This window comes from Clostridium luticellarii (assembly GCF_002995845.1).
GTDB classification, from domain to species: Bacteria; Bacillota; Clostridia; order Clostridiales; family Clostridiaceae; genus Clostridium_B; species Clostridium_B luticellarii.
This window is the reverse complement of the sequence record NZ_PVXP01000003.1, coordinates 81,744-103,635: the sequence shown is the minus strand read 5'-3', so window position 1 is coordinate 103,635 and position 21,892 is coordinate 81,744. Positions and strand designations below refer to the sequence as shown.

Here is a 21,892-nt window from a genome sequence, read left to right as displayed (position 1 = left end):
AATATAATTGACATCCAGAAACTGCCACTTTATTCTACGCCTTCAATTTCAACATAATATTGTCCTTCAGGTGATTTTACCGCAACACGGTCACCTGACGTATGTTTGTATATTGCGGATCCGAGAGGGGATTCTATGCTTATTTTATTGTTCATCGGATCTGCCTCTATGGTAGTTACTATGTTGAAGGCTTCACTTTCTTTTTCTTTGGGAAATTTAAGGTATACAGTTTTTCCTATTCCAACCTGATCCTCTGAAATGGTGTCTTTTATTATTTTGGCGGTTCTTATCATTTTTTCCAGATATCTTATTCTGCTTTCGTTATGTGCTCTGTCTCTTTTGGCAGCTTTATATTCAAAGTTTTCACTCAGATCTCCCTGAGCCCGGGCTTCCTTCAAATCCTCATTTATTTTACGCCGTACAACTACTTTCCTGTGTTCAATTTCTTCTTTAAGCTTATCTATGGCCTCTTTGGTAAGATAATTGTACATATTTATGACCACCTTCTTATATATAGATAATAACATTGCCGCTGAAATATTTCCATATATGCTTCAAAATTGTATTTGTGTTTTATAGGTTTTGATGGTATTTTATTATTAGGATTTTAACTAAATAAAGAAAAATGAGGTATGATCTATGAAACTACTGGTAAAAAAAATAAATACTGATGCAAAAATACCATTTTACGCCCACAGCGGTGATGCTGGTCTTGACTTGTTTTCAGTAGAGGAAGTTCCCATAAGACCCATGGAGAGAAAACTTGTATCCACAGGAATAAAAATTCAACTTCCGAAAAACACGGAAGCCCAGGTAAGGCCCAGAAGTGGACTTGCCTTAAAATATGGCATTACCCTTTTGAATTCGCCGGGCACGGTAGATGAAGGCTATCGGGGAGAGATAAAAGTGCTTATGATAAATTTTGGAGAGAAGACATTTCTGGTGGAAAAAGGCATGAAAATTGCTCAAATGGTAATAAAACCGGTGGAGCAGGTGTGTGTAGAAGAAACAGATAAATTAGATGATACGGAAAGAGGATGGATGGGTTTCGGATCAACTGGACTTAAATGAGAAAAGTACAAAGTTCAGATATTAAATATCTGAACTTTGCATCCTAAATCCACTGGGTTCCGCCCCAGGAGACTATTTCGGATAAGGAATCTTTTAAAGCCTTTAGTACTGCCTTTGCCACCATTTCTCCCATCAAGACATGTTTTCCGCAGTAATCTATGTTTTCTCCTGTGCCGGTAAAAACCACGCAGGAGTCTGTACCCGTTCCGGTAGCGGTTTTTCCGCTTACAGAGCTAAGTATATTGAAGTCCTGCATTACACAGGTCTTTGCTTCTGAAATTATCATAATGGCCTCTACCATGGCAGCTTTTGATAACCTGGCGTTTGTTCCTAAAATAATATTTATGGTGCCGGGTTTTGGACTATGGGAATTAAAACTTTTCCAGTCCGCAGTATCTCCTGCACGTCGTGCATTGGATACTCCCAGGGTGATGAAGCTCTGGACTATTACACTGCCTTGAACCTCGCGGCTTGTTCTAAAGGATTTCATATTGGCTGCAGTCATTATTCCAACGGAACTACCCTCCCATTTTTTTGATTTTATGTACTGCTGAAGGGTGACTTCAGGAGGTGGAAATATTTTATTGCTGTCTTTATTTTTGTTTTGACCAACTTTCACATTGACTATATTGCTGGCTCTGGTAAAACCTCCGTTTAATATGGCAGAGCTCAATATTTCCACTGGTTCTGAAAAATTAATGTGGACATGGTTGTCAGTTACTTCTAATCTGGCGTTGTTAAAATCTAAATTCTCATTGAGTTGTGGCACTTCTTGCTATCCCCCCTACGTAAAATCAAATGTCTGGCCTCTGTGATCTATAACGAGGCATTTTGAAAGAGAATGTTTCATGAGCTCTGCAAAATTTTTGGTTATATAACTGTTATCCCAGAAATGCATGGGTATGAAAAATGCAGGATGAATTTCATTTATAAAATATTCTCCTCCCGAGCAGTAGTATTCTTCCAGTCTTGGATCTACAGGAAAAAATGCAAAATCTATATCTTCTCCCTTTATTTTACTTATTTCCATCTTGAAATTATTTTCCGCAGCTTTTTGTTCGCTTTTGGAGTCTTCTTTCCAGTACCATAGGTTTAGATCTCCCGCATGAAAAATAGTGACTCCATCTAATTTTACCAAAAATGAAATTCCTATATCTGTGGAACCATAAGCTTTAACAAATACATTGCCCAAATTTAAACATTCGTAAGTGGACAGCTTGTGATAATTTTCAGGAGGATTTTTTATTTTTATGTCACTGCTCAGTATGTATCTTATACCAGGATTTGCTCTTTGCCATTTTAGTATTATAGGATTGAAATGATCTGGATGCTTATGAGAACAGAATACCAGCACATCTTTTTTATTTTTTAAGAGATCTTGTGATATAAGGCCATTTTCCAAGGTTTGAGGACAGGAATCAAAAGAATCCCTGTAATAGTCAAATATCAAAAAATGTGAAGAGGTTTCTACGGCAAAGCCGCTGTGATAGAGATAATGAATTTTAATATTATAGTTTTTCAATATACTTCACCTACCTTACATATTCAATTGCTTTTATTATAACATAATAAAAAGTAAATTTTATTATTTAGTTAACATATGTGGTAATATAGGATATAATTGTATCATCATTATATGAGAGGTTGATGAATTATGAAATTTACATTTGATCATAACAACATAAATGTACTTAATCTGGATAAAAGCATAGAATTTTATAAAGAGGCTCTTGAATTTAAGGAGATCAGAAGAAAAGAAGCAGATGATAAAAGTTTTACGCTGGTTTTCATGGGAGATGGAGTAAAAGATTATAAAATAGAACTTACCTGGCTGAAAGACAGAAAAGAACCCTATAATTTAGGAGATAATGAAATCCACATGGCTGTCAGAACGGATGATTTTAAAGCTGCATATGAACATCATAAAAAAATGGGATGTATATGTTATGAAAATAAAAAGATGGGTCTTTACTTTATAGCTGATCCTGATGGTTATTGGACAGAAATTTTACCTCTTGAATCTTAAAATTTATAAATTTTCAAGATATTTATACGAAAATTTATTTAAAAGGAAGATTATATTGAATAAGACTCTCTCCCTGGGGCATAATTACAGGAAAAAACAACAGGGAGGTAAAGGTGTTGAACAGTGTTACTCTTATTGGAAGATTGACTAAAGATGCAGAGATTATTAAAATGGAAAACAATGTTAGAGGTGTGATCAAGTTTATTCTGGCTGTTAATAAAGATTTTTTAAACAGCAGTGGTGAGAGGGAAGCAGATTTTATTTTAGTTTCCTATTGGACCAACAGAGGGGATAATTTATGTCCATATTTGAAAAAAGGCAGATTATTGGGTGTAAATGGAAAAGTAAGCACTAAAAGTTATGTGAAAGATGGAGTCAAAAAATTTTCCACCATAGTGGAAGCGGACAAAATTCAATTTTTGGAATATAAAGAGAAAGATCTGGCTTAACTTTAAATTAATTGTGTCTGTAAATGGGGTGAAACTTGAATGAGTTTCACCTTTGATATTATATATTGGGCTCTGGTTGATAGAATGAAAATGATTTGGTAAAATTATAACTTGAGGAAAGGTGGGGAGTTTTGTGGAAAGTGAAAAATCAGAAAAAATACTTATTGATAGAAAATGCATAGATATGTTGATTTCAGGATTAAAAGATATAAAAATGACTTCCGTGGAAAAGTCCATAAAAAAAGAAGCAGATAAAATGCTGAATTTATTAAAGGAAGAACTGGATAGGGGAAATATCTCTCTCAAGGAAAAGATACTTGAAAAGATGAGGGAAACCAAAAGTGCGGATCCAGGTCTGAATGCCACCCTATATATATTATACCGTAATCTGGACAGCGGACAGATAAGTGAAGAGAAGGCACTTGAATTATTTAATATGTATGTAAAAATAGAACCTTATGACAGAACTATATAATACATAAATAAGTGGATATTAATTTCATAAAATAATTAATTGGTATATATTAAATTTTCCCTAAAGCACTTTGTGGTTGTTATCGATAATAAAACAATGGATTTATTCATGTGCTGACAGTAGGATGTATTTTATTTAAGGAGAATTGGAAGGGAGAATGTAATGTACATGGAAGACATTAAATTTTTTAATGTGTTTGGAAGTAGAAAATTACGGCTGGCAGCTGTGCTGACGGTTTTTATATTGAGTGCTGGCTTTACAAAAGTACATGCACAGGTTGATATAGATAGGTACAGCGGTACAGACAGATACGAAACTGCAGCTAAGGTATGCCAGGATGGCTGGAAAGAATCAAGTGATTATGCTGTACTGGTAAACGGTGAAAACTTTCCGGATGCACTATCTGCAGCTCCACTGGCAAAAAAATATGATGCTCCTATTTTGCTGATGGGCAATGACAGCTTGAGTCCGTATACTTCCGTAGAACTCAGCAGATTAAACGTAAAAAATGCCTTTATAGTAGGTGGAAAGGGAGTCATATCCCAAAGCGTTGAAGATGCTGTCAAGTCCAGGGGGATAAAAGTTACAAGACTTGGGGGATCAGATAGGTATGAAACCAGTATTGAGGTAGCTAAAAAATTGGGGAACGCCAATCAGATAGCTGTGGTAAATGGAGATAATTTTTATGATGGCATATCCATGGCTCCTATTGCAGCATTAAAGGGAATGCCTATAGTTTTGACTACGAGAGACAATATACCGGATAGCACGGCTAAATTTTTAAACGGCAAGAAAAAGGCAGATGCCGTATATGTAATAGGGGGACAAACTCAGATAAGTGATGATATATTGAAAGTTATTCCACAGTGTAAGAGAATAGGAGACGGAGATATATTTTCAAGGAACATAGACATAATAGATGCATTTAAAAGTGAATTGAATACATCTACGGTATATATAGCTTCTGACAGAGCTTTTCCTGATTCACTGGTAGCTTCTGCCATAGCTTCTCGAACAGCTTCACCTATAGTGTTTGTAGATGATTATGTGCCCAATGCCATCTATAATTTTTTGAAATCTGAAATCGTAAGTAACATGAAAATACTCGGAGGCGGTGGTTCTGTAAGCTATAGTATTGAGAATGAGTTGAAATCAATTCCGCTTTCTGTATCCTATGTGAATAATTTTACAGATACCATATGGCAGAATGATAAATATATTCCCAGATCTACTGTGCTTGTGACTGCTGATGCAGGTGTTGTAAAAGATGTACCTGTAACCTGGAATCTGTCTAAAATAAATACCTCCAATCCAGGTAAATTTGTTCTATATGGTAAAATAGAGGGAAGTGACAAACAGGTTACTGCGACATTGATTGTAAAACCCATACCTGTTGAAATTGAGGATGTTTCCAAAGAAATATACAGTGGAAATAACTACACTCTTCCCAAGACTGTGAAAGCGAAAATGTCAGATGGAGATACCAAGAATGTTGAAGTTACATGGGAGTATGGTGAGCAGAATACGAAGGATTCAGGAATATATACCTTCTATGGTACTGTAGAAAAATATAGTAAAAAGGTAAAACTTATGCTGACAGTCATATAGGAATTGAAAAAAATATTCTATGAATTAAGAGGAGTGGAATTTTATGAGAATAAGCTATAATATGCCTGCATTGACTATGAATTTTCTACAGAATCAAGCTTTGAGCAGACAAAGCGGGAATTCACTTAGAATTTCCAGCGGCCTTAAATTAAATAGTGCCAAGGACAACCCCAGCGGCATGGTGCAAAGTCAGAATATGAAACTACAGATAGGCGGACTTCAAGCTGCCGCCAGAAATGTTCAGGACGGGGTGAGCATGCTCCAGACTGCAGAGGGCGGCCTTCAGGAAATTACCAGCATGATTCAGAGGATAAGACAGCTTACCCTACAGGCTGGCAATGGGACAACCACCCCGGAAGATAAGAGTGTAATACAAAATGAGATAGATCAGATGCTGGATGGAATAAGTTCCACAGCTGATCAGACAGAATTCAACGGATTGAAACTGCTGGCTCAAAATGGGGAGGATAAAGTCTTGAATATGCCAACAGGAGCCAATGCAGGGGAAAGTACGGATATACCACAGTTGGATTTGACCGACAGTGGACAGGGCGACATACCGGATTTATATTCAATTAGAAGCGGTGAGGGTAAAGATGTACTGGATGGAAACATAGATGATACTTTGGGGACAATAGACAGTACTTTAAGCAGGATTGTTTCTTATAGAAGCAAATATGGTGCACTGGAAAATAAATTTGAAACCAGTTATTACAATATGCAGAATTTAACTGATCAGATGATTAGTGCAGACAGTGACTTGAGTGATGCGGATATAGCGGAAGAAATAACCAATTACTCAAAAGAAGGTATAATTATGGAAGCATCTACTGCCATGATTGCCCAGGCCAATAAACTTCCTCAGGATGTGCTTAAAATACTGGAAAACATCAGAAAATAATTTTTAAGTTATAGTACTGTTTGAAAACAGGATATGTTTTGTTTTCAAACAGTATTTTATTTTTTTTAAAAAAAATCTAGATATTTATGTTAAATAACATAAATATAATATAAATATAATATAAATAGTGGAAAATAAAAAATGAAGATGTAAAAGGGAATAATATGTATATATTTGTGTAATATTAGTTGCAAAATAAGGGAGCATTTTTAATAAAAATTTATAATAATTAGGAAAAATTTCATATAATTATAGCATTAACATACAATTTTGTGATATTATAAATTATATTAAAATAAGATTTTAATATAAAGTAAAATAAAATTAAATTATTAACTATACCTACAATTTGTGAATGAATTTTTTGTAAAATACTATAAAAAAATAGTGTGGAAAGAGGGATCAATAATTGAATATATCACAGTTGCCTAAAGATGAATTGGTATATGACCTCTTGCAGAAGGGTCTGGATGCATCCCAGGCCAGGAGTGAGGCCACGGCTGATAATATGGCCAATATAAATACCGAAGGGTATAAGAGAAAATATGTCACTTTTGAAGAATCCTTGAAAAAAAGTGTGGATGATCTGGAACTTAAAACGGATGATGAAAAGCATATAAAGGTAAACAGTGAATATGGTTCCGTAAATGTGAAGACAGATGACAGCACCAGCATGAATGAGGATGGAAACAATGTGGATATTGACAATGAAATGGTGAATCAGTCGGCTAATGCCCTCATGTACAATGCACTTGTAACCCAGGTAAACAACAAGTTGTCCATGAGAAGATATGTAATAGATGGAAAGTAATAAATAGTAGAGGAGGAGCAGATTTATGATTGAAGCTTTCAATACGCTGAGAATAAGTGCCAGCGGACTTTCGGCAGAAAGGCTAAGAATGGATACCATAGCTTCCAACATGGCCAATGCAGAGACTACAAGGGGAGCTGATGGACAGCCATATAGAAGAAAGGTTGCTGTGTTCCAGGAGAATCTGAACAGTGAATTGAATAAGAATGGACAATATACTCAGGTACCTATGGGAGTGAAGGCCATAGGGGTGGTGGAAGATCCTTCACCGCTCAGAAGAGTATATGATCCTGCTAATCCTGATGCAGATGCAGATGGATATGTATCCATGCCTAATGTAAACATATTGAATGAGATGGCGGATATGATGGTGGCTACAAGATCCTATGAGGCGAATGTAAGTGCCGTTAATGCAGAAAAGAGCATGTTTTCAAAAGCTCTGGAAATAGGGAAATAATAGGAGGATGGTGTATATATGAGAATAAATGAGTATGTACCTGACAGCAGTATATTTGATTTCAACAAAACTGTACAGGGCAGTAATGTAAGCAGCAATATCTCAGCAGGCAATACCATATCGGATGATGCCAAAATAGATGGAGACACAGATACGGACAGCAGCATATCCGATTTTTCATCCATGCTCAAAAGCAAGCTGGATGAAGTAAACAGACAGCAGTTACAGGCAGATAACAGTACCCAGGAACTTATAGAAGGGGATAGAACGGATATACATAACGTAATGCTGGATACAGAACAGGCCAAGATGTCACTGGAACTGGCAGTACAGATCAGAAACAAATTGGTAGATGCATATCAGGAGTTGAATAGAACACAGTTATAGAGGGAGTGCTAATTAAATGGATAAGCTATCACAATTTTTAAAGAATCTAATGGACAGATGGAAAAATTTGAGTAGAAATAAAAAGATAGCTTTTGGAGTTATAGCAGCAGGGCTTATAGCGGCAGTCATATTTGGAGGAATATCCTTGGGAAAGAAAAAATATGCAGTACTTTTCTCAAATATGAATCAGACTGATTCAGCAGCAGTGTATAAAAAACTCCAAGATGACAAAGTAGATGTTAAAGTGGAAGGAAATTCAATTTTGGTACCTAAGGATGAAGTGGACAGTGACAGAATGAAGGTACTTTCAGAAGTGCAGCTTACCAATGGAAGCCAGGGATTTGAATTATTTGATAAAACCAATCTTGGTACTACGGATGCCGAGATAAAGGTAAATTATCAGAGGGCACTGCAGGGAGAACTGGAGAGAACTATAAAAGCCCTTCCGCAGGTTCAGGACGCCAGAGTGCACCTGGTACTTCCTGATGATACTGAATTTGTGAAAGACACTCAGCCGGGAAGTGCTTCGGTAACACTGAAACTGAAAAGCGGACAGCAGCTCAGCCAGGATCAGGTGAAAGCTTTGGTGGCACTTGTATCTGGAGGTGTAAAGAATATACCTAAAGAAAATGTCCAGGTCATAGATGATAAAATGAATCTTTTGTCTAAAAATCTGTATCAGGATGAAAATGGCAATGCAGAGGACAGCACTGTGCCGGCGGAAAAACAGCAGCAGCTTAAGCAGCAGTATGAAAAGGACATGGAAAAAAGACTTTTAAGTATGCTGGAAACTGTATATGGAAAAAACAAGGTTCAGGTACAGGTGAATGCGGATCTTGATTTTGATGCCGTACAGCAGGACGCCACAACTTATGATCCAAACAGGACTGCAGTGGTAAGTGAACACACGGTAAACAGTACAAACACAGGAGGAACTGATAATGCAGGTGCCAGTCCTGTGGACAACAATATGAGCAATACCATAAATACCACTGGAAATAATGGAAATTCCACCAATAATGAAGTTACCAGAAATTATGATGTATCCAAGGTGGAGCAGAAAACTGTGAAAGCGCCGGGAAGTGTAAAAAGGCTTACTGCTTCTGTAGCACTGGACGGAAATGTGGACGATGCTACTACAACTGCAATAAGAAATCTGGCGGTTTCTGCCATAGGATATGATGCCAACAGGGGAGATACCATAAGTGTGGAGGGAATACCTTTTGATACTACAGCCCAGGATAATGCGCAGAAGGATATGAATGCCATGAATCAGGCAGAACAACAGGCAAGGAGAAACAGACTTTTCGCTATTATAGGAGGAATTGCAGCAGCTGTAATTGCTGTTATAGTTGGAGTTGTACTCTGGAGAAGAAAGCATGAGGAAGAGGATTTGTTTGATGAGGAAATGGAGCCTCAGGGCATAGATACAGTTGTAGGGGATGAGACCCAGGTTAAAGAAAAGCCTAAATTCAATCCGCTGGAGCTTGAAAAAGAAGATGAAGATACCCATATTGAAAATGAAATAAAGAAATATGCCAAAAACAAGCCTGATCAAGTTGTAGATATAATAAAATCGTGGATGGCAGAGGATGAGAGGTGATAAAAATGGCTAGAGACAATCAAAAATTAACTGGAGTTCAAAAGGCGGCCATATTATTCATAACTCTTGGGCCAGAAGCAGCCGCAGGTATAATTAAGAAATTGCCGGATGCTGAGATACAGAAGATAACTTATGAAATAGCCAATATAAGCTCGGTTAAGTCGGATCAAAAAAAGGAAATACTTGAGGAATTTGTTCAGATGAACAAGGCCAAGGATTATCTGCTGGAGGGCGGTATAGAATATGCCAGAAATCTTCTGTCAAAAGCTCTTGGAAGTCAAAGGGCCATTGAGATACTGGATAAAGTTACAGAAGCGACCCAGCAGTTCAGACCTTTTGCCATAGCCAGAAAGGCAGATGCCCACCAGCTCTTGAACATAATATCAGATGAACATCCCCAGACTATAGCTCTCATACTCTGCTATCTTCAAGCGGATAAGGCGGGACAGATACTTTCAGCACTTCCTGAAAATGTCCAGGCGGAAGTATCCTACAGAATTGCAACAATGAGTACTACTTCACATGATGTGGTGAAGGAGATAGAAAAGGTGCTTGATGATAAACTGTCCTCTGTGGTTAGGTCCGATATGAAGGTGATCGGTGGCGTCCAGACCATTGTGGATATACTGAATCAGGTAGATAGATCTACTGAAAAGAATATTACGGAGGGCCTGGAGAAAGAAGATGCGGAACTGGCAGAAAAAGTCAGGGAGTCCATGTTTGTATTTGAGGATATTGTCACCCTTGATGATGTATCTATTCAGAGAGTTCTTAGAGAAGTGGATTCAAAGGATCTTTCCCTTGCGCTTAAAGGCTGTTCCGAAGAGGTAGCTGAATGTATATTCAGGAACCAATCCAAGAGGGCTTCAGCAGCATTGAAAGAGGATATCGAATTCCTGGGACCTGTGAGACTGATGGATGTAGAAAAAGCACAGCAGGGTATTGTAAATATTATAAGAAGGCTGGATGAAGCAGGAGAAGTAGTTATGGCAAGAGGTGGAGAAGATGCGATCATCGTATAAAATTATAAAGGGCAGCAGTATAGATGAAAGCGGAGTACAGAACGTAGTCACCATATTCAAAAAACATACTGTTAAAAAAAGTGAAAACCACGAAAGTTCACCTGTGAATGATTATGACAATTTAATAAAGACCATGATGAAGGGTGCCGCAGTGGATAGGGAAAAAATACTTTCTGATGCCAAAATTCAAGCCAGGGAAATTAAAGAAAAAGCTTATGCTGCCGCCAGTAAGAAGGGCTATGAAGATGGAGAGAAAAAGGGGCATGATGAGGGCTTTAAAAATGCCTATGATGAAGGTTATGTCAAAAATATAGAAAAGGCCCAAGCTGAGGGCAAAGCTATAAGGGACAGGGCTGATGCGGTTTTGAGAGCTGCCGTAGAGGAAAAAAACAGGTATCTCATGGAAAAAGAAGCTGAAATAAAAAAATTCATGATAAATACAGTGGAAACTATTTTAAAGCGGGAAATTAAAGATAAAGACAGTTTGAATAACATGGTTTTTGATGCCCTTTCTCAGGCCAAGGATTCCAGGACTTTTATTGTGAAGAGCAGAGAGAAATACTGCAGTGAATTCAGAGAACAAATTGGCAGATGGAAGGAACAGCTTCCTTTTAAGGGTGATATATTTGTAATACCCGATGAAAGCATAGAAGAAGGCGGTGTGATTATAGAAAGAGACAGCGGGAAGGTTGTCTTATCTGTAGATATAGCCATGAAGAAGCTGAAGGATATATTTAGTGATGTGAAATAATCAATTTTGTTCCACAAAGGTGATGATTTGGTGATAAATTTAAACTTTCAGGAGTTGAACAACAGAATAGGCGAAGCTAATTTTTCTTATCAGGAGGGAACTGTAAAAAAAGTCATAGGACTTACCATAGAAGTGCAGGGAATAAAGGCCTTTATAGGGGAAGTCTGCAGCATTTACAATGAAGAAAATCATAAAATTGTCTGTGAAGTGGTGGGCTTTGAAGAAGATGATGTGATACTTATGCCGCTTGGGGAGCTTACCGGGATTTCTCCGGGATGCAGGGTAGTTCCTGAGAGAAGACATCTAAATGTAGAGTGTTCAGAAGAACTGTTTGGAAAGGTTCTGGATGGGCTTGGCAATCCACTTAATGGAGAGCCCGTACATGAGGGCAGTTTTTATGAATTGGATGCAGAACCTCCTGATCCCCTTAAAAGAAGAAGAATAAGCAGTTCCATTTCCACAGGCATACGTGCCATAGATGGTTTTCTGACCTGCGGAGAGGGCCAGAGAATTGGTATATTTGCAGGAAGCGGAGTCGGGAAAAGCACCACTCTCGGCATGATTGCCAGATATGCGGAAGCGGATGTAAATGTAATAGCGCTTATAGGAGAAAGAGGAAGAGAAGTAAAAGATTTTATAGAACAGGATCTGGGAGAAGAAGGACTTAAAAAATCCATAATAGTGTGTGCCACTTCCGACAAGCCGGCACTGGTCAGATTAAAGGGTGCATTTACAGCCACTGCCATTGCGGAATATTTCAGGGATAAAGGGAAAAAAGTAATACTGATGATGGATTCCGTCACCAGGTTTGCCATGGCCCAGAGAGAAATAGGACTTGCCGTAGGGGAACCTCCGGCTACAAAAGGTTATACTCCATCTGTGTTTGCGAAACTTCCCAGGCTTATGGAGAGGGCTGGCATGTCTGACAAAGGCTCTATAACTGCTTTTTATACGGTGCTTGTGGATGGAGATGATTTGAATGAACCCATTGCAGATGCAGTGAGAAGCATACTGGATGGTCATATAGTGCTGTCCAGGGCTCTGGCAAATAAAAATCACTACCCTGCAATAGATATACTGGCAAGTATAAGCAGGCTCATGCCTGAAGTAACTACGGAAGAACACAGAAAAAGTGCCTCCTTTGCCAGGGATATGCTGTCTACATATAGAAATTCAGAGGATTTGATAAATATAGGTGCCTATGTGAAGGGGAACAATAAAAAAGTGGACATGGCTATAAAATATTATGAACCGCTTGTTGATTATTTAAAGCAGAAGATGGATGAGTATTCGACACTTAAAGACAGTACAGACAGATTGGAAAATATGTTCAGCTGAAACAGGAGATGAAAAATTTATGAAGTACAAGTTTAAATTGCAGAAGCTCTTGGATATTAGGATCGACAAGGAAGATGAAAGTAAAATGGAATTTCAAAAGGCCCAGGGTGAAAGGATAAAGGTGAAGAAAAAGCTCACCGACCTGGAGGAAAAATACAATGAGTATAAAAACAGGCCTTTGCCTGCATCTGTCATAGAGCAGAAGATAACACATATTTATATAAATGCCCTTAACTATAATATAGATGAAACCTCCCGGGAACTCAGCAGAAAAGAAAAGATCGTAGAGGGGAAAAGAGAAGAACTGAAGCAGAGACAAATTGACAGAAAGACAGTAGAGATATTGAAGGACAAAGGATACAGGGCCTTTGTGCAGGAACAGAATAAAATAGAGCAGAAGTTGAATGATGAATTTGCCCTCTATGGATTTATGAGAAATTTTGGTACAAGATAATAATTTTATATAAATTGTTGTTTTGAAATATATGAAAGGAGGTGAATAAAATGACAGGTATAAATTTTGCAGCGGCAATTAATACAAAAACAGCTGCTGTAGGCAGTACATCAAGTACATTTTCTACTGACAGATCCCAGGTCAGCAGCGGAAGTGATTTTAAAAGTGCCTTAAAAAAATCCACTCAGGAAATTTCAGAGAATTCCAGGAGTTCAGATGAAAATACATCTACAGGAAAAGTAGCAGATCATTCAGATGAAAATAAAATTTCTTCCCGGGATAATGGTGACAGCAAAGATGAAGTTTTAGATAAAAAACTGAAGGAGGAATTAAAAGAAGCAGGATTCAGCGATGAAGATATACAGAAGATAGAGGATGAAGTCTCCAAAGGAAATATAGACAGGAACAGCTTGGTATATCTTTTGAACGTACTGCTTTTCAATGGGGAAAATTCAAAAGACACTATTGAAGGAACCATAGATAAAATAAGTGACAGTATAAGCAGTGATATTTTAAAAAATCTCCAATCCATAGTGTCGGATAATACAGTGGAGGACAAGAATGCATCAGGCAAAAGTACAATAGATAAAATAGTGGAAAAAAATGCAGGTGAATTCTTTGATATACTGCAAAAACTTGGATTGAGCAAGGAGTTCAGTGAAAAATCAGCTGAAAAGCTAAGAAGTGCTATTTTGTCTAAACTGTCACAGAGTGCAGATTTGGAACAAAATTTATATAACAAGATAAAAAGTGAGATAAATCTGGCTCTGCTGGCGCAGATGAATACAGATAGTGCAGGAGAAAAGCTGAGTGCTGATCTTACTGGATTTGTACTTCAGAATGTTAACCAGAAGGCTCAGTCAGGATTAAACAATGCTCTGGCATCTCCTCAAAATGGAAATATAGAATCAAATTTGAATAATGCACTGACATCCTCTCAAAACTCCAATATGTCCCAGAATAGTTCTGACAAATCAGGTGACAAGGGCAGCGGAAATTTTACCGGAAGTGAAGATGAAATATTGAAAAATCTAATAGATGGTGGAAGTAAAGACAAGATTGCAAAGGCCGCTAATTTCATGTCACAATTTACAAACATAAATGGAGACAATACTCTGGAGAATTTAAAAAATTTGGTTATAAACAGGGATTCTTTTACTTCTGATATTATAAAAACTTTAAAGTACATGGATCTTAACAATGTGAAGCAATTGACGGTGAAGATAAATCCAAGGGAGTTAGGTGAAATCACCATAAACCTGGTTATGGAAGCAGGTAAAATGAAAGCGGCCATCACAGCCTCCAATCAGGATACCTACAATCTTTTGAATTACAATCTGCAGGATCTGTCAAACAAACTACAGGGAAACGACATAAAAATTCAGAGCTTTTCTTTAAATCTATACAATGAGGATACTACCTACTTCAGAGATGAAAGCAGGAAAGGACAGCAAAATCAGGGAAACAGTAAAGGAAAGAATTTAACTGTAGATGGTGTATCACCTGAAGAACTAACACAGGATGATTATTATGATGAAAATAATGTAAATATACTGGCTTAATTTAGAGAGGAGGTAGTTGTATGGCTATATCAGTTGATAATAATTTGAATTCAAATTATAATATGGCTGCCGCAGCGGCAGCTGCAGAGAAAAATGCTGTAAATACAAGTGGAACAAATGAAACAAATGATTCATCCAGTGATGACACTAGCATAAATGATTTTTACAGTGACCCTACCAGAACCGAAAGAGGAACAAAAATAGTAAAGGCCAATGGGGACATAGACAAGAACATGTTTTTAAAAATACTTGCGGCAGAACTTTCAAATCAGGATCCCACAAGCAGTGATTCCCAGAGCGGAACAGAGTATGTCAGTCAGCTGGCACAGTTTTCATCTCTGGAGCAGATGGCCAATTTGAACAGCAGCAATAAATTGAACTCGGCCAATTCACTTGTAAACAAATATGTCACCTTCAGTGATCTGGATTCCAACGGCAGCAATTATAACGGCCAGGTGGTGGGAGTCTTAAAAAATGGCGACGAGATAACTTTAAATACACTTATAGGCCAGGATTCAGACGGCAATGGCATATACAAGGATTTTGACATAGATGACGTTATTAAAATTGATGACCTGGGAGATGCTTTTGATCCAACTACAAACAATATGATGCTTTTAAATGCAGCTTCACTTATAGGTAAAAAAGTGGAGATAAATGAAAAAGACGAGGATGGAAATAACTACAGTGGTGTAATTCAGTCTGTATCCAGGGGAACCGGCGGAATAATTGTAAAAGTGCAGATTGGAGACAATGAGACCAAGGACTTCTATTTTGATCAGGTTTCCCAGGTAGAAAATTCGTAGAGTGCAGGTGTGATAGAACCATGGGATATAGAGTTATCAATGGCAAATTGCATTTTGCCCAGGACATAGCTGCAGCATACGGCAGTGTAAATAATGATGTAAAGGGCAGCAGCCCTAAGGAAGTATCCTTCAAAGATACACTGAAAAGCGAACTGGATAAATCCAATAGTTTTACCATATCCAACCATGCTGCAGAGAGGCTGAAAAGCAGGAACATAGTGCTGAGCGAAAGTGACATGAAAAATATAAACTCTGCCATAAACAAGGCGGACAGCAGAGGCTGCAGGGAATCCGCACTGCTGTACAAGGACACCGTGCTCATCACTTCCATAAAAAACAGGACTGTGATTACGGCGCTGAACAAGAATGCGGACAATGACAGCGTGTTTACCAACATAGACAGCATGGTGATAGTGTAATTATTTCAAACATTAAAGTTAAAAAATTGTTCATTGTGAACTGTGTATTGTGAATTGAAAAAAAGCTGGCCGGACCACGATGTGGGAGCCAGGTTCTGTGGAATGAAGGAAGCAGAACGCAAAAAAATATCAGAGTTCAGATATGAAATATCAAATATTGTTGATTTTTGGTGTAACCAAAAGTTCTCATTAATTGTAAACTGTGAATTGTAAATTGTTAATTTAAAATAAATTGGAGGGAAATATATGTTACCATCATTGTACTCAGGAATAAGCGGCCTCAGGGCCAACCAGCAGAAATTGAACGTAGTTGCAAACAACATAGCAAACTCCACCACCACGGGCTTCAAAACCCAGAGTATGAACTTTCAGGACATGATAAGCCAGACCCTTTCAGATCCAAGTGCTCCTTCTGCCAGCATAGGCGGTGTCAACGGAAAGCAGAGCGGACTTGGAGTGAAGGTGGCAGGCATAAGCACTGATTTCACTACAGGAAGTGTGGGAACAACCAACAGAAATCTGGATTTTATGGTAGACGGCACAGGGTATTTTGTAGTGGGAACAGGTTCGTTAGGAGCTCCTAATGATGATGGTACTCCTGATACTAATACTAGTGATAAAACAGGAATATTAATTGATCAGGATACTGACTTAACTACAGCTGATAGTAATATATTAGGACAGAAGAATACAGATACAACTCCAGACCTTGATAATGAGATAGAGACATCTTATACGAGGGACGGTGCTTTTTTCCTGGATACCCAGGGAAATCTTCTCACTGTGGATGGACACAGAGTTATGGGATATCAGGTGACAGATGGTGCTGATACTGATCCTGCTAGTTCCACTATAACATATTCTTCTGATCCCAATGAACAAAATAAAATAAAATTTGTAGATGCTAATACTTCAGAAACAGGTGGTGTGAAAGTAATTGCAGGACAACTGGTGCCACTTTCTATTCCAAACAGTGTGACCAAGCCTGATACTAGTGCTGGTGCTGCTGCCGATGCGACTGTTGAAGTAAAAGTGAAAGCTTTTTCCGTGGGAAAGGACGGTTATATAACTGCACAGCTGGCGGACGGAAGTACGGCAGCCCTGGGACAGATAGCCATGGTGTCCTTCCAGAACGAAGGAGGCCTTGTAAAGCAGGGCGGAAATCTTTACAGTACATCTCCTAACTCAGGTCAGGCTATAGTTAGAAGTGGGAAAGGCTCGAGTGGAGATGGTGACAACAGCGGCAGCTATGGAAACCTGGTACAGGGTGCCCTGGAGATGTCAAATGTGGATCTGGCACAGCAGTTTACGGACATGATAATAGCTACCAGAGCTTTCCAGGCAAATGGAAAGATAATAACTACAGATGACGAGATACTTCAGGATCTGGTGAATTTGAAAAGATAGCAGTATTTAAATATCAGAGTTCAGATATAAAATATCAAATATGGTTGATTTTCGGCAGCCGCCGAAAATCTCCATTAATTGTTAATCATGAACTGTTGATTGTAAAAAAGGATCATCTATGACTGTTTTCACAAATTTTTATTGTATATTATGTCTAATGATGTTAAAATTTATAAAAAGGTGGAGAAATATATACACTTAAAATTCTTTTTAGTTATAGGGGGTCATTATGATAAAACTTACAGGGTTGGATGACAAGAAATTTGTCATAAATGCGGATCATATAGAGAAATTGGCGGAAACTCCCCAGAGTGTGATCACTCTTACAAATGGGAATAAATACATAGTGAAGGAATCAAATGATGAAATAATAAAAAAAGTTATAGAGTACAAGAGAAAAATATACAGAGGAGATTTTAAATAGGATATCTTAACGGTACATACATAATATTTTGAAGGAGGAAAGCATTATGGAAAATGGAATTGAAAAGAAAAAAGGACTGAATTTCAAGATAGTTTTAATGACACTGCTGTTTTTGATTTTAGTAAGTGCAGGAGCCTATTTCGGTTACAGCAAGTTTTTGAAAGACAGCGGCAGCAAGAGCTCAAATGCGGTTGCACAAAACAACAGTCTGGTGCAGGCACAGCAGACCTCCAGCCAGGGAAATAGTAGTACAAGTTATCTGCAGCAGGTGGTTTCAAAATATACTTTTGAGGTGGGTGATTTTACAGTTAATCTGGCAGATGAAGGCGGAAAGAACTATTTGAAAATAAGTGTATTTCTCGGATATGACGACAAGAAACTAAATGAAGAGCTTACGGACAAGAAACCCATGATAAGGGATGCCGTTATTGAAATTCTGAGGACTAAAAAGGTAGAGGATATAAATTCCAAAAACATGGAGAGCATAAAAATGGAAATGATTAAAAACATAAATCCCTTACTTCAAAAAGGAACACTGAACAATATATATTTCAGTGACATATTGACTCAGTAGAAATGGAGAAATTCAAATGGACTTACAGTTTTGGTGGATGCTGTTTAAGATAATTCTGTCACTGCTTTTTATAATTTTCCTCATATATATTTTCGCAAAATATGGAGGTGGAAAGCTCAGGAGCATTCAAGGTGTCAGGTATATAAATATACTTGAAAGGACCCAGCTTTCCAAAGAAAACAGCCTGCTTGTAGTTAAGATAGGTGAAAGTGGATATGTGATTTCATCTTCAAATGGAAAAGTTGAAATAATTTGCGAGCTTGAAAAAGAAGAGATAATGAAGATTGAGAACAGTAAGAGCGTTTATGAATATAGAGATTTAAAGGATCTATACACGAAAAGCGGACTGCAGAATTTGGTAAATAGAGTCAGCCGCAGTATTTCAGCTAAAAAACTTAAAGTGAAAAAGGAAGATAGAGATGAGCGTTAAGCACAGCAAGAGCATTATGGTTATTTCATTTTTAATATTTGTTTTTATTATTCTGGCAGGCTTTAGAGCACATGCAGCCCCTACCGATTTTCCAATACCCAATGTGAATGTATCTGTGGACAATGCTTCCACACCGCAGCAGTATGTGGGCAATATAAAACTGCTTATAGTGCTCACCATTTTAACACTGCTTCCTTCATTCGTAATGATGATGACAAGCTTTGTGAGGATTATAGTGGTGTTTGGATTTTTAAGAAATGCCATTGGAACACAGCAGTCTCCCCCCAATCAGGTGTTGGTAGGACTCGCACTTTTTATGACGGTATTCATAATGCTTCCTGTTTACGGGAAAATAAATTCTACAGCCATACAGCCTTACCTGAATAACCAGATAACTCAGGAACAAGCTATAGAGACGGGAGCAAAACCACTGAGGGAGTTCATGCTCAGGCAGACGAGACAAAAAGATCTCAAGCTTTTTGTGGACAATGCCAAACTCAATTATAAAGTCACAAAGGACAATGCCCCCCTTTACGTGGTGATACCAGCTTATATGATAAGTGAACTGAAAACTGCTTTTCAAATAGGTTTTTTGCTCTATATACCTTTTATGATAATAGATCTGGTGATAGCCAGTGTGCTTATGTCCATGGGAATGTTTATGCTTCCTCCGGTCATGATATCGCTGCCTTTCAAATTGCTTTTGTTTGTCATGGTGGATGGATGGTACCTGCTGGTGAAATCTTTAATAGCAAGTTTTTCGTGAGGTGAATTCATATGAGTGAAAATATGGTGATAAGCATAATAAAAGATGCAATACAGACAGGAGTTTTGATTTCAGCGCCTATTTTGATAGTTTCAGTGCTGGTGGGACTTATAATAAGTATATTTCAGGCTACTACCCAGATACAGGAGCAGACGCTTACTTTTGTACCTAAGCTCATTGCCATTGCAATAGTGGGACTCTTTACAGGAGCCTGGATGCTTCACCAGATAGTAGGTTTTACTGAAAGAATTTTTACATATATAGCACATATAACTCAGTGATTCAAGAGTTAATGGATAAGGTTGGGAGTTGTGAATTGGTTTGATAGATACACTTTATTTTACGGCTCTAGTACTGGTGAGTATTAGAATGTTCTGCTTTTTTATAATGCTTCCCATATTTTTCCCCAGCGGTACTCCCAATACAGTGAAGGTGGGACTGACACTGGTTATGGCATACATACTTCTGCCAGGCATAGATTATTCCACGGTAAACACCATAGACAGTACAATACCCTTTATATACAACTGTGTGAATGAAGCCGCAGCAGGTTTTACACTGGGATTTATGGTGAGCTTGTGCTTTACGGCATTTAGAATTGCAGGAAGCTATATGGATTTACAGATAGGACTTGCCATGATGAGTATGTTTGATCCAAATTCAGAGAGCACGTCAACTCTCATGGAACGTCTTATGTACTGGTTTGTTATGGTGGTATTTCTGGCCGTAGACGGACACCATATGCTTATAAAGTCCCTGCTGGACAGCTTCAGCACTATAAGGCTTGGAAGTTTTTTATTGACCCAGGGATCCGTGAATATTGTAATAAAAGCTTTTATAACATATTTTTCTATAGCAGTGAAGATAGCAGTTCCCATACTGCTTATAATGCTGATGGCGGATTTGACCATGTCACTGGTAGCTAGAACTGTACCCCAGCTCAATGTAATGATACTGGGGCTTCCTATAAAAATACTGTTGGGTATGGCTTCCTTTTGTTTTGCACTTCCCCTATTTTTTCAGATTATGGAGAAGACTTTTTACGCCATACCGGATTCCATAAGGGGATTTTACAACACTCTGCCGCTTATTATGATATTTGCTTCCGATGACAAAACCGAGGAAGCCACTCCGAGAAAGAAAAGCGATGCAAGGAAGAAAGGACAGATTCCAAAAAGCAAAGAGGTTTCCATGGCTCTGACACTATTGGTTTCTGCGTTGGTTATGCTGATCTGGGGAGGTTATGTAGGCTCCCAGGCGAAAAGCACCATGGCGGCTTTCTTGAACAGTTATCTGTCTGTTTCTTTAAATTATGAAAGCCTGAAGGGAATAGCTTTTATAACTATGTGGAGGCTGGGGGCAATGCTTTTGCCTGTAGTACTGCCCATATTGATCATAGGAGTCATGGCAAATTTGCTGCAGACCAGGGGACTTGTAACAGCTCAGACGTTGAAACCGGATTTTTCAAAACTCAATCCTATAAATGGCTTCAAGAGAATGTTTTCCATGAGAGCATTCATGGAGCTTTTCAAGGATACGGTGGTAATCATCATAGTGGGCTTCATAGGGTATAAATTCATAAAAGACAATTATACCTACATAATGACCTTGAGCGATCTAAATTTTGAAGGTGTTGCCAGGGCTGTATTAAAACTCACTGTGGACATATTTTTCAGGGTGACCCTGGTTATGATTATCATAGCCATTATAGATTACATATTTCAAAATTTTCAATACAAGAAGGATCTTAAAATGTCCAAGCAGGAAGTAAAAGAGGAGTATAAGCAGGACGAGGGAGATCCCCAGATTAAAAACAAGATAAAACAAAAACAGAGAGAAATAGGCATGAGAAGAATGATGCAGGAGGTTCCCAAGGCAACGGTGGTGGTTACAAATCCTACCCATGTGGCAGTGGCTCTCAAATATGAAGATGGAAAAAATGATGCACCTGTGGTGGTGGCAAAAGGACTGGATGCAGTAGCCTTCAGAATAAAAAAGGTGGCTGCTGAAAATGACGTACCTGTAATTGAAAATCGTCCTCTTGCAAGACTTATATATGAGGAAGTGGATATTGACATGGAAATTCCTGCAGAAATGTACCAGGCGGTAGCAGAAATACTGGCACTGGTATACAAGATGAGGTGATATTTT

Annotated in this window: 27 protein-coding genes; 24 read left to right on the top strand and 3 right to left on the bottom strand. The window is 38.1% G+C overall.

The features are described from left to right. Positions 1 to 29: 29 nt before the first annotated feature. On the bottom strand, positions 30 to 491 hold the full coding sequence (greA, locus tag CLLU_RS02195; RefSeq protein WP_106007937.1) for a transcription elongation factor GreA: 462 nt from the start codon (positions 489 to 491) through the stop codon (positions 30 to 32). Positions 492 to 639: 148 nt separating this feature from the next. On the opposite strand from greA, the gene dut reads away from it, so the two are divergent. Beyond that, positions 640 to 1,071, top strand: a complete 432-nt coding sequence (gene dut, locus CLLU_RS02190; RefSeq protein ID WP_106007936.1) for a dUTP diphosphatase — start codon at positions 640 to 642, stop codon at positions 1,069 to 1,071. Between the two features lie 43 nt (positions 1,072 to 1,114). Here the strand turns inward: dut and CLLU_RS02185 are convergent, their stop codons facing one another. After that, positions 1,115 to 1,840: an adenosylcobinamide amidohydrolase gene (locus CLLU_RS02185; RefSeq protein WP_106007935.1), complete on the bottom strand. Its 726-nt coding sequence runs from the start codon at positions 1,838 to 1,840 to the stop codon at positions 1,115 to 1,117. 15 nt (positions 1,841 to 1,855) lie between these two features. Then, entirely contained in the window at positions 1,856 to 2,593 is a 738-nt protein-coding gene (locus tag CLLU_RS02180; RefSeq protein WP_106007934.1) for an MBL fold metallo-hydrolase, read from the bottom strand. Positions 2,594 to 2,725: 132 nt separating this feature from the next. Between CLLU_RS02180 and CLLU_RS02175 the strand changes: the two genes are divergently transcribed. From CLLU_RS02175 to CLLU_RS02065, 23 genes are all read left to right on the top strand, one after another. Continuing rightward, the gene (locus tag CLLU_RS02175; protein ID WP_106007933.1) at positions 2,726 to 3,097 is read left to right on the top strand and encodes a VOC family protein; all 372 of its coding nucleotides are present in this window, start codon (positions 2,726 to 2,728) and stop codon (positions 3,095 to 3,097) included. Positions 3,098 to 3,210: 113 nt separating this feature from the next. Beyond that, a complete protein-coding gene (locus CLLU_RS02170; protein ID WP_242977455.1) occupies positions 3,211 to 3,546 on the top strand; it encodes a single-stranded DNA-binding protein in 336 nt (111 codons plus the stop codon). 133 nt (positions 3,547 to 3,679) lie between these two features. Then, positions 3,680 to 4,021, top strand: coding sequence for a hypothetical protein (locus CLLU_RS02165; protein ID WP_242977454.1), 342 nt, complete (start codon positions 3,680 to 3,682; stop codon positions 4,019 to 4,021). Positions 4,022 to 4,189: 168 nt separating this feature from the next. After that, a complete protein-coding gene (locus CLLU_RS02160) occupies positions 4,190 to 5,629 on the top strand; it encodes a cell wall-binding repeat-containing protein (protein ID WP_158255869.1) in 1,440 nt (479 codons plus the stop codon). Positions 5,630 to 5,672: 43 nt separating this feature from the next. Beyond that, positions 5,673 to 6,530: a flagellin gene (locus CLLU_RS02155; protein WP_106007930.1), complete on the top strand. Its 858-nt coding sequence runs from the start codon at positions 5,673 to 5,675 to the stop codon at positions 6,528 to 6,530. A gap of 409 nt (positions 6,531 to 6,939) precedes the next feature. Continuing rightward, entirely contained in the window at positions 6,940 to 7,341 is a 402-nt protein-coding gene (flgB, locus tag CLLU_RS02150; RefSeq protein WP_106007929.1) for a flagellar basal body rod protein FlgB, read from the top strand. Positions 7,342 to 7,366: 25 nt separating this feature from the next. After that, positions 7,367 to 7,798: a flagellar basal body rod protein FlgC gene (gene flgC / locus CLLU_RS02145; protein WP_106007928.1), complete on the top strand. Its 432-nt coding sequence runs from the start codon at positions 7,367 to 7,369 to the stop codon at positions 7,796 to 7,798. An 18-nt stretch (positions 7,799 to 7,816) separates the two neighbouring features. Further along, entirely contained in the window at positions 7,817 to 8,185 is a 369-nt protein-coding gene (gene fliE / locus CLLU_RS02140) for a flagellar hook-basal body complex protein FliE (RefSeq protein WP_106007927.1), read from the top strand. A 16-nt stretch (positions 8,186 to 8,201) separates the two neighbouring features. Further along, the gene (gene fliF, locus CLLU_RS02135) at positions 8,202 to 9,788 is read left to right on the top strand and encodes a flagellar basal-body MS-ring/collar protein FliF (protein WP_106007926.1); all 1,587 of its coding nucleotides are present in this window, start codon (positions 8,202 to 8,204) and stop codon (positions 9,786 to 9,788) included. Positions 9,789 to 9,793: 5 nt separating this feature from the next. Further along, positions 9,794 to 10,810, top strand: a complete 1,017-nt coding sequence (gene fliG / locus CLLU_RS02130) for a flagellar motor switch protein FliG (RefSeq protein ID WP_106007925.1) — start codon at positions 9,794 to 9,796, stop codon at positions 10,808 to 10,810. Next, entirely contained in the window at positions 10,794 to 11,561 is a 768-nt protein-coding gene (locus CLLU_RS02125) for a FliH/SctL family protein (protein ID WP_106007924.1), read from the top strand. The genes fliG and CLLU_RS02125 overlap by 17 nt, the downstream gene beginning before the upstream one ends. Before the next feature lie 30 nt (positions 11,562 to 11,591). After that, positions 11,592 to 12,899, top strand: a complete 1,308-nt coding sequence (gene fliI / locus CLLU_RS02120; protein WP_106007923.1) for a flagellar protein export ATPase FliI — start codon at positions 11,592 to 11,594, stop codon at positions 12,897 to 12,899. 19 nt (positions 12,900 to 12,918) lie between these two features. Next, on the top strand, positions 12,919 to 13,353 hold the full coding sequence (gene fliJ / locus CLLU_RS02115; protein WP_106007922.1) for a flagellar export protein FliJ: 435 nt from the start codon (positions 12,919 to 12,921) through the stop codon (positions 13,351 to 13,353). A 50-nt stretch (positions 13,354 to 13,403) separates the two neighbouring features. After that, positions 13,404 to 14,915: a flagellar hook-length control protein FliK gene (locus CLLU_RS02110; protein WP_106007921.1), complete on the top strand. Its 1,512-nt coding sequence runs from the start codon at positions 13,404 to 13,406 to the stop codon at positions 14,913 to 14,915. A 20-nt stretch (positions 14,916 to 14,935) separates the two neighbouring features. After that, a complete protein-coding gene (locus CLLU_RS02105) occupies positions 14,936 to 15,721 on the top strand; it encodes a flagellar hook assembly protein FlgD (RefSeq protein ID WP_106007920.1) in 786 nt (261 codons plus the stop codon). 20 nt (positions 15,722 to 15,741) lie between these two features. Continuing rightward, the gene (locus tag CLLU_RS02100; protein WP_106007919.1) at positions 15,742 to 16,140 is read left to right on the top strand and encodes a TIGR02530 family flagellar biosynthesis protein; all 399 of its coding nucleotides are present in this window, start codon (positions 15,742 to 15,744) and stop codon (positions 16,138 to 16,140) included. Positions 16,141 to 16,386: 246 nt separating this feature from the next. Beyond that, positions 16,387 to 17,547 (top strand): flagellar hook-basal body complex protein, encoded by a 1,161-nt coding sequence (locus CLLU_RS02095; RefSeq protein WP_106007918.1) that lies wholly within the window; start codon positions 16,387 to 16,389, stop codon positions 17,545 to 17,547. Positions 17,548 to 17,776: 229 nt separating this feature from the next. Further along, a complete protein-coding gene (locus CLLU_RS02090; RefSeq protein ID WP_106007917.1) occupies positions 17,777 to 17,971 on the top strand; it encodes a flagellar FlbD family protein in 195 nt (64 codons plus the stop codon). Between the two features lie 46 nt (positions 17,972 to 18,017). Beyond that, entirely contained in the window at positions 18,018 to 18,545 is a 528-nt protein-coding gene (locus tag CLLU_RS02085; RefSeq protein ID WP_106007916.1) for a flagellar basal body-associated FliL family protein, read from the top strand. Between the two features lie 16 nt (positions 18,546 to 18,561). Next, positions 18,562 to 18,975 (top strand): flagellar biosynthetic protein FliO, encoded by a 414-nt coding sequence (locus CLLU_RS02080; protein ID WP_106007915.1) that lies wholly within the window; start codon positions 18,562 to 18,564, stop codon positions 18,973 to 18,975. 16 nt (positions 18,976 to 18,991) lie between these two features. After that, positions 18,992 to 19,741, top strand: a complete 750-nt coding sequence (gene fliP / locus CLLU_RS02075) for a flagellar type III secretion system pore protein FliP (protein WP_242977460.1) — start codon at positions 18,992 to 18,994, stop codon at positions 19,739 to 19,741. An 11-nt stretch (positions 19,742 to 19,752) separates the two neighbouring features. Continuing rightward, complete coding sequence (gene fliQ / locus CLLU_RS02070; protein ID WP_106007913.1) at positions 19,753 to 20,022, top strand: flagellar biosynthesis protein FliQ; 270 nt, start codon at positions 19,753 to 19,755, stop codon at positions 20,020 to 20,022. A 40-nt stretch (positions 20,023 to 20,062) separates the two neighbouring features. After that, positions 20,063 to 21,886: a fused FliR family export protein/FlhB family type III secretion system protein gene (locus tag CLLU_RS02065; protein WP_106007912.1), complete on the top strand. Its 1,824-nt coding sequence runs from the start codon at positions 20,063 to 20,065 to the stop codon at positions 21,884 to 21,886. Positions 21,887 to 21,892 lie beyond the last annotated feature (6 nt).

Bases quoted from the DNA above. Each gene is read 5' to 3' on its own strand.
- greA (WP_106007937.1), bottom strand. From the start codon at position 491: ATGTACAATTATCTTACCAAAGAGGCCATAGATAAGCTTAAAGAAGAA.
- dut (WP_106007936.1), top strand. From the start codon at position 640: ATGAAACTACTGGTAAAAAAAATAAATACTGATGCAAAAATACCATTT.
- CLLU_RS02175 (WP_106007933.1), top strand. From the start codon at position 2,726: ATGAAATTTACATTTGATCATAACAACATAAATGTACTTAATCTGGAT.
- CLLU_RS02160 (WP_158255869.1), top strand. From the start codon at position 4,190: ATGGAAGACATTAAATTTTTTAATGTGTTTGGAAGTAGAAAATTACGG.
- CLLU_RS02155 (WP_106007930.1), top strand. From the start codon at position 5,673: ATGAGAATAAGCTATAATATGCCTGCATTGACTATGAATTTTCTACAG.
- flgC (WP_106007928.1), top strand. From the start codon at position 7,367: ATGATTGAAGCTTTCAATACGCTGAGAATAAGTGCCAGCGGACTTTCG.
- fliE (WP_106007927.1), top strand. From the start codon at position 7,817: ATGAGAATAAATGAGTATGTACCTGACAGCAGTATATTTGATTTCAAC.
- fliF (WP_106007926.1), top strand. From the start codon at position 8,202: ATGGATAAGCTATCACAATTTTTAAAGAATCTAATGGACAGATGGAAA.
- fliG (WP_106007925.1), top strand. From the start codon at position 9,794: ATGGCTAGAGACAATCAAAAATTAACTGGAGTTCAAAAGGCGGCCATA.
- CLLU_RS02125 (WP_106007924.1), top strand. From the start codon at position 10,794: ATGCGATCATCGTATAAAATTATAAAGGGCAGCAGTATAGATGAAAGC.
- fliJ (WP_106007922.1), top strand. From the start codon at position 12,919: ATGAAGTACAAGTTTAAATTGCAGAAGCTCTTGGATATTAGGATCGAC.
- CLLU_RS02110 (WP_106007921.1), top strand. From the start codon at position 13,404: ATGACAGGTATAAATTTTGCAGCGGCAATTAATACAAAAACAGCTGCT.
- CLLU_RS02105 (WP_106007920.1), top strand. From the start codon at position 14,936: ATGGCTATATCAGTTGATAATAATTTGAATTCAAATTATAATATGGCT.
- CLLU_RS02100 (WP_106007919.1), top strand. From the start codon at position 15,742: ATGGGATATAGAGTTATCAATGGCAAATTGCATTTTGCCCAGGACATA.
- CLLU_RS02095 (WP_106007918.1), top strand. From the start codon at position 16,387: ATGTTACCATCATTGTACTCAGGAATAAGCGGCCTCAGGGCCAACCAG.
- CLLU_RS02090 (WP_106007917.1), top strand. From the start codon at position 17,777: ATGATAAAACTTACAGGGTTGGATGACAAGAAATTTGTCATAAATGCG.
- CLLU_RS02085 (WP_106007916.1), top strand. From the start codon at position 18,018: ATGGAAAATGGAATTGAAAAGAAAAAAGGACTGAATTTCAAGATAGTT.
- CLLU_RS02080 (WP_106007915.1), top strand. From the start codon at position 18,562: ATGGACTTACAGTTTTGGTGGATGCTGTTTAAGATAATTCTGTCACTG.
- fliP (WP_242977460.1), top strand. From the start codon at position 18,992: ATGGTTATTTCATTTTTAATATTTGTTTTTATTATTCTGGCAGGCTTT.
- fliQ (WP_106007913.1), top strand. From the start codon at position 19,753: ATGAGTGAAAATATGGTGATAAGCATAATAAAAGATGCAATACAGACA.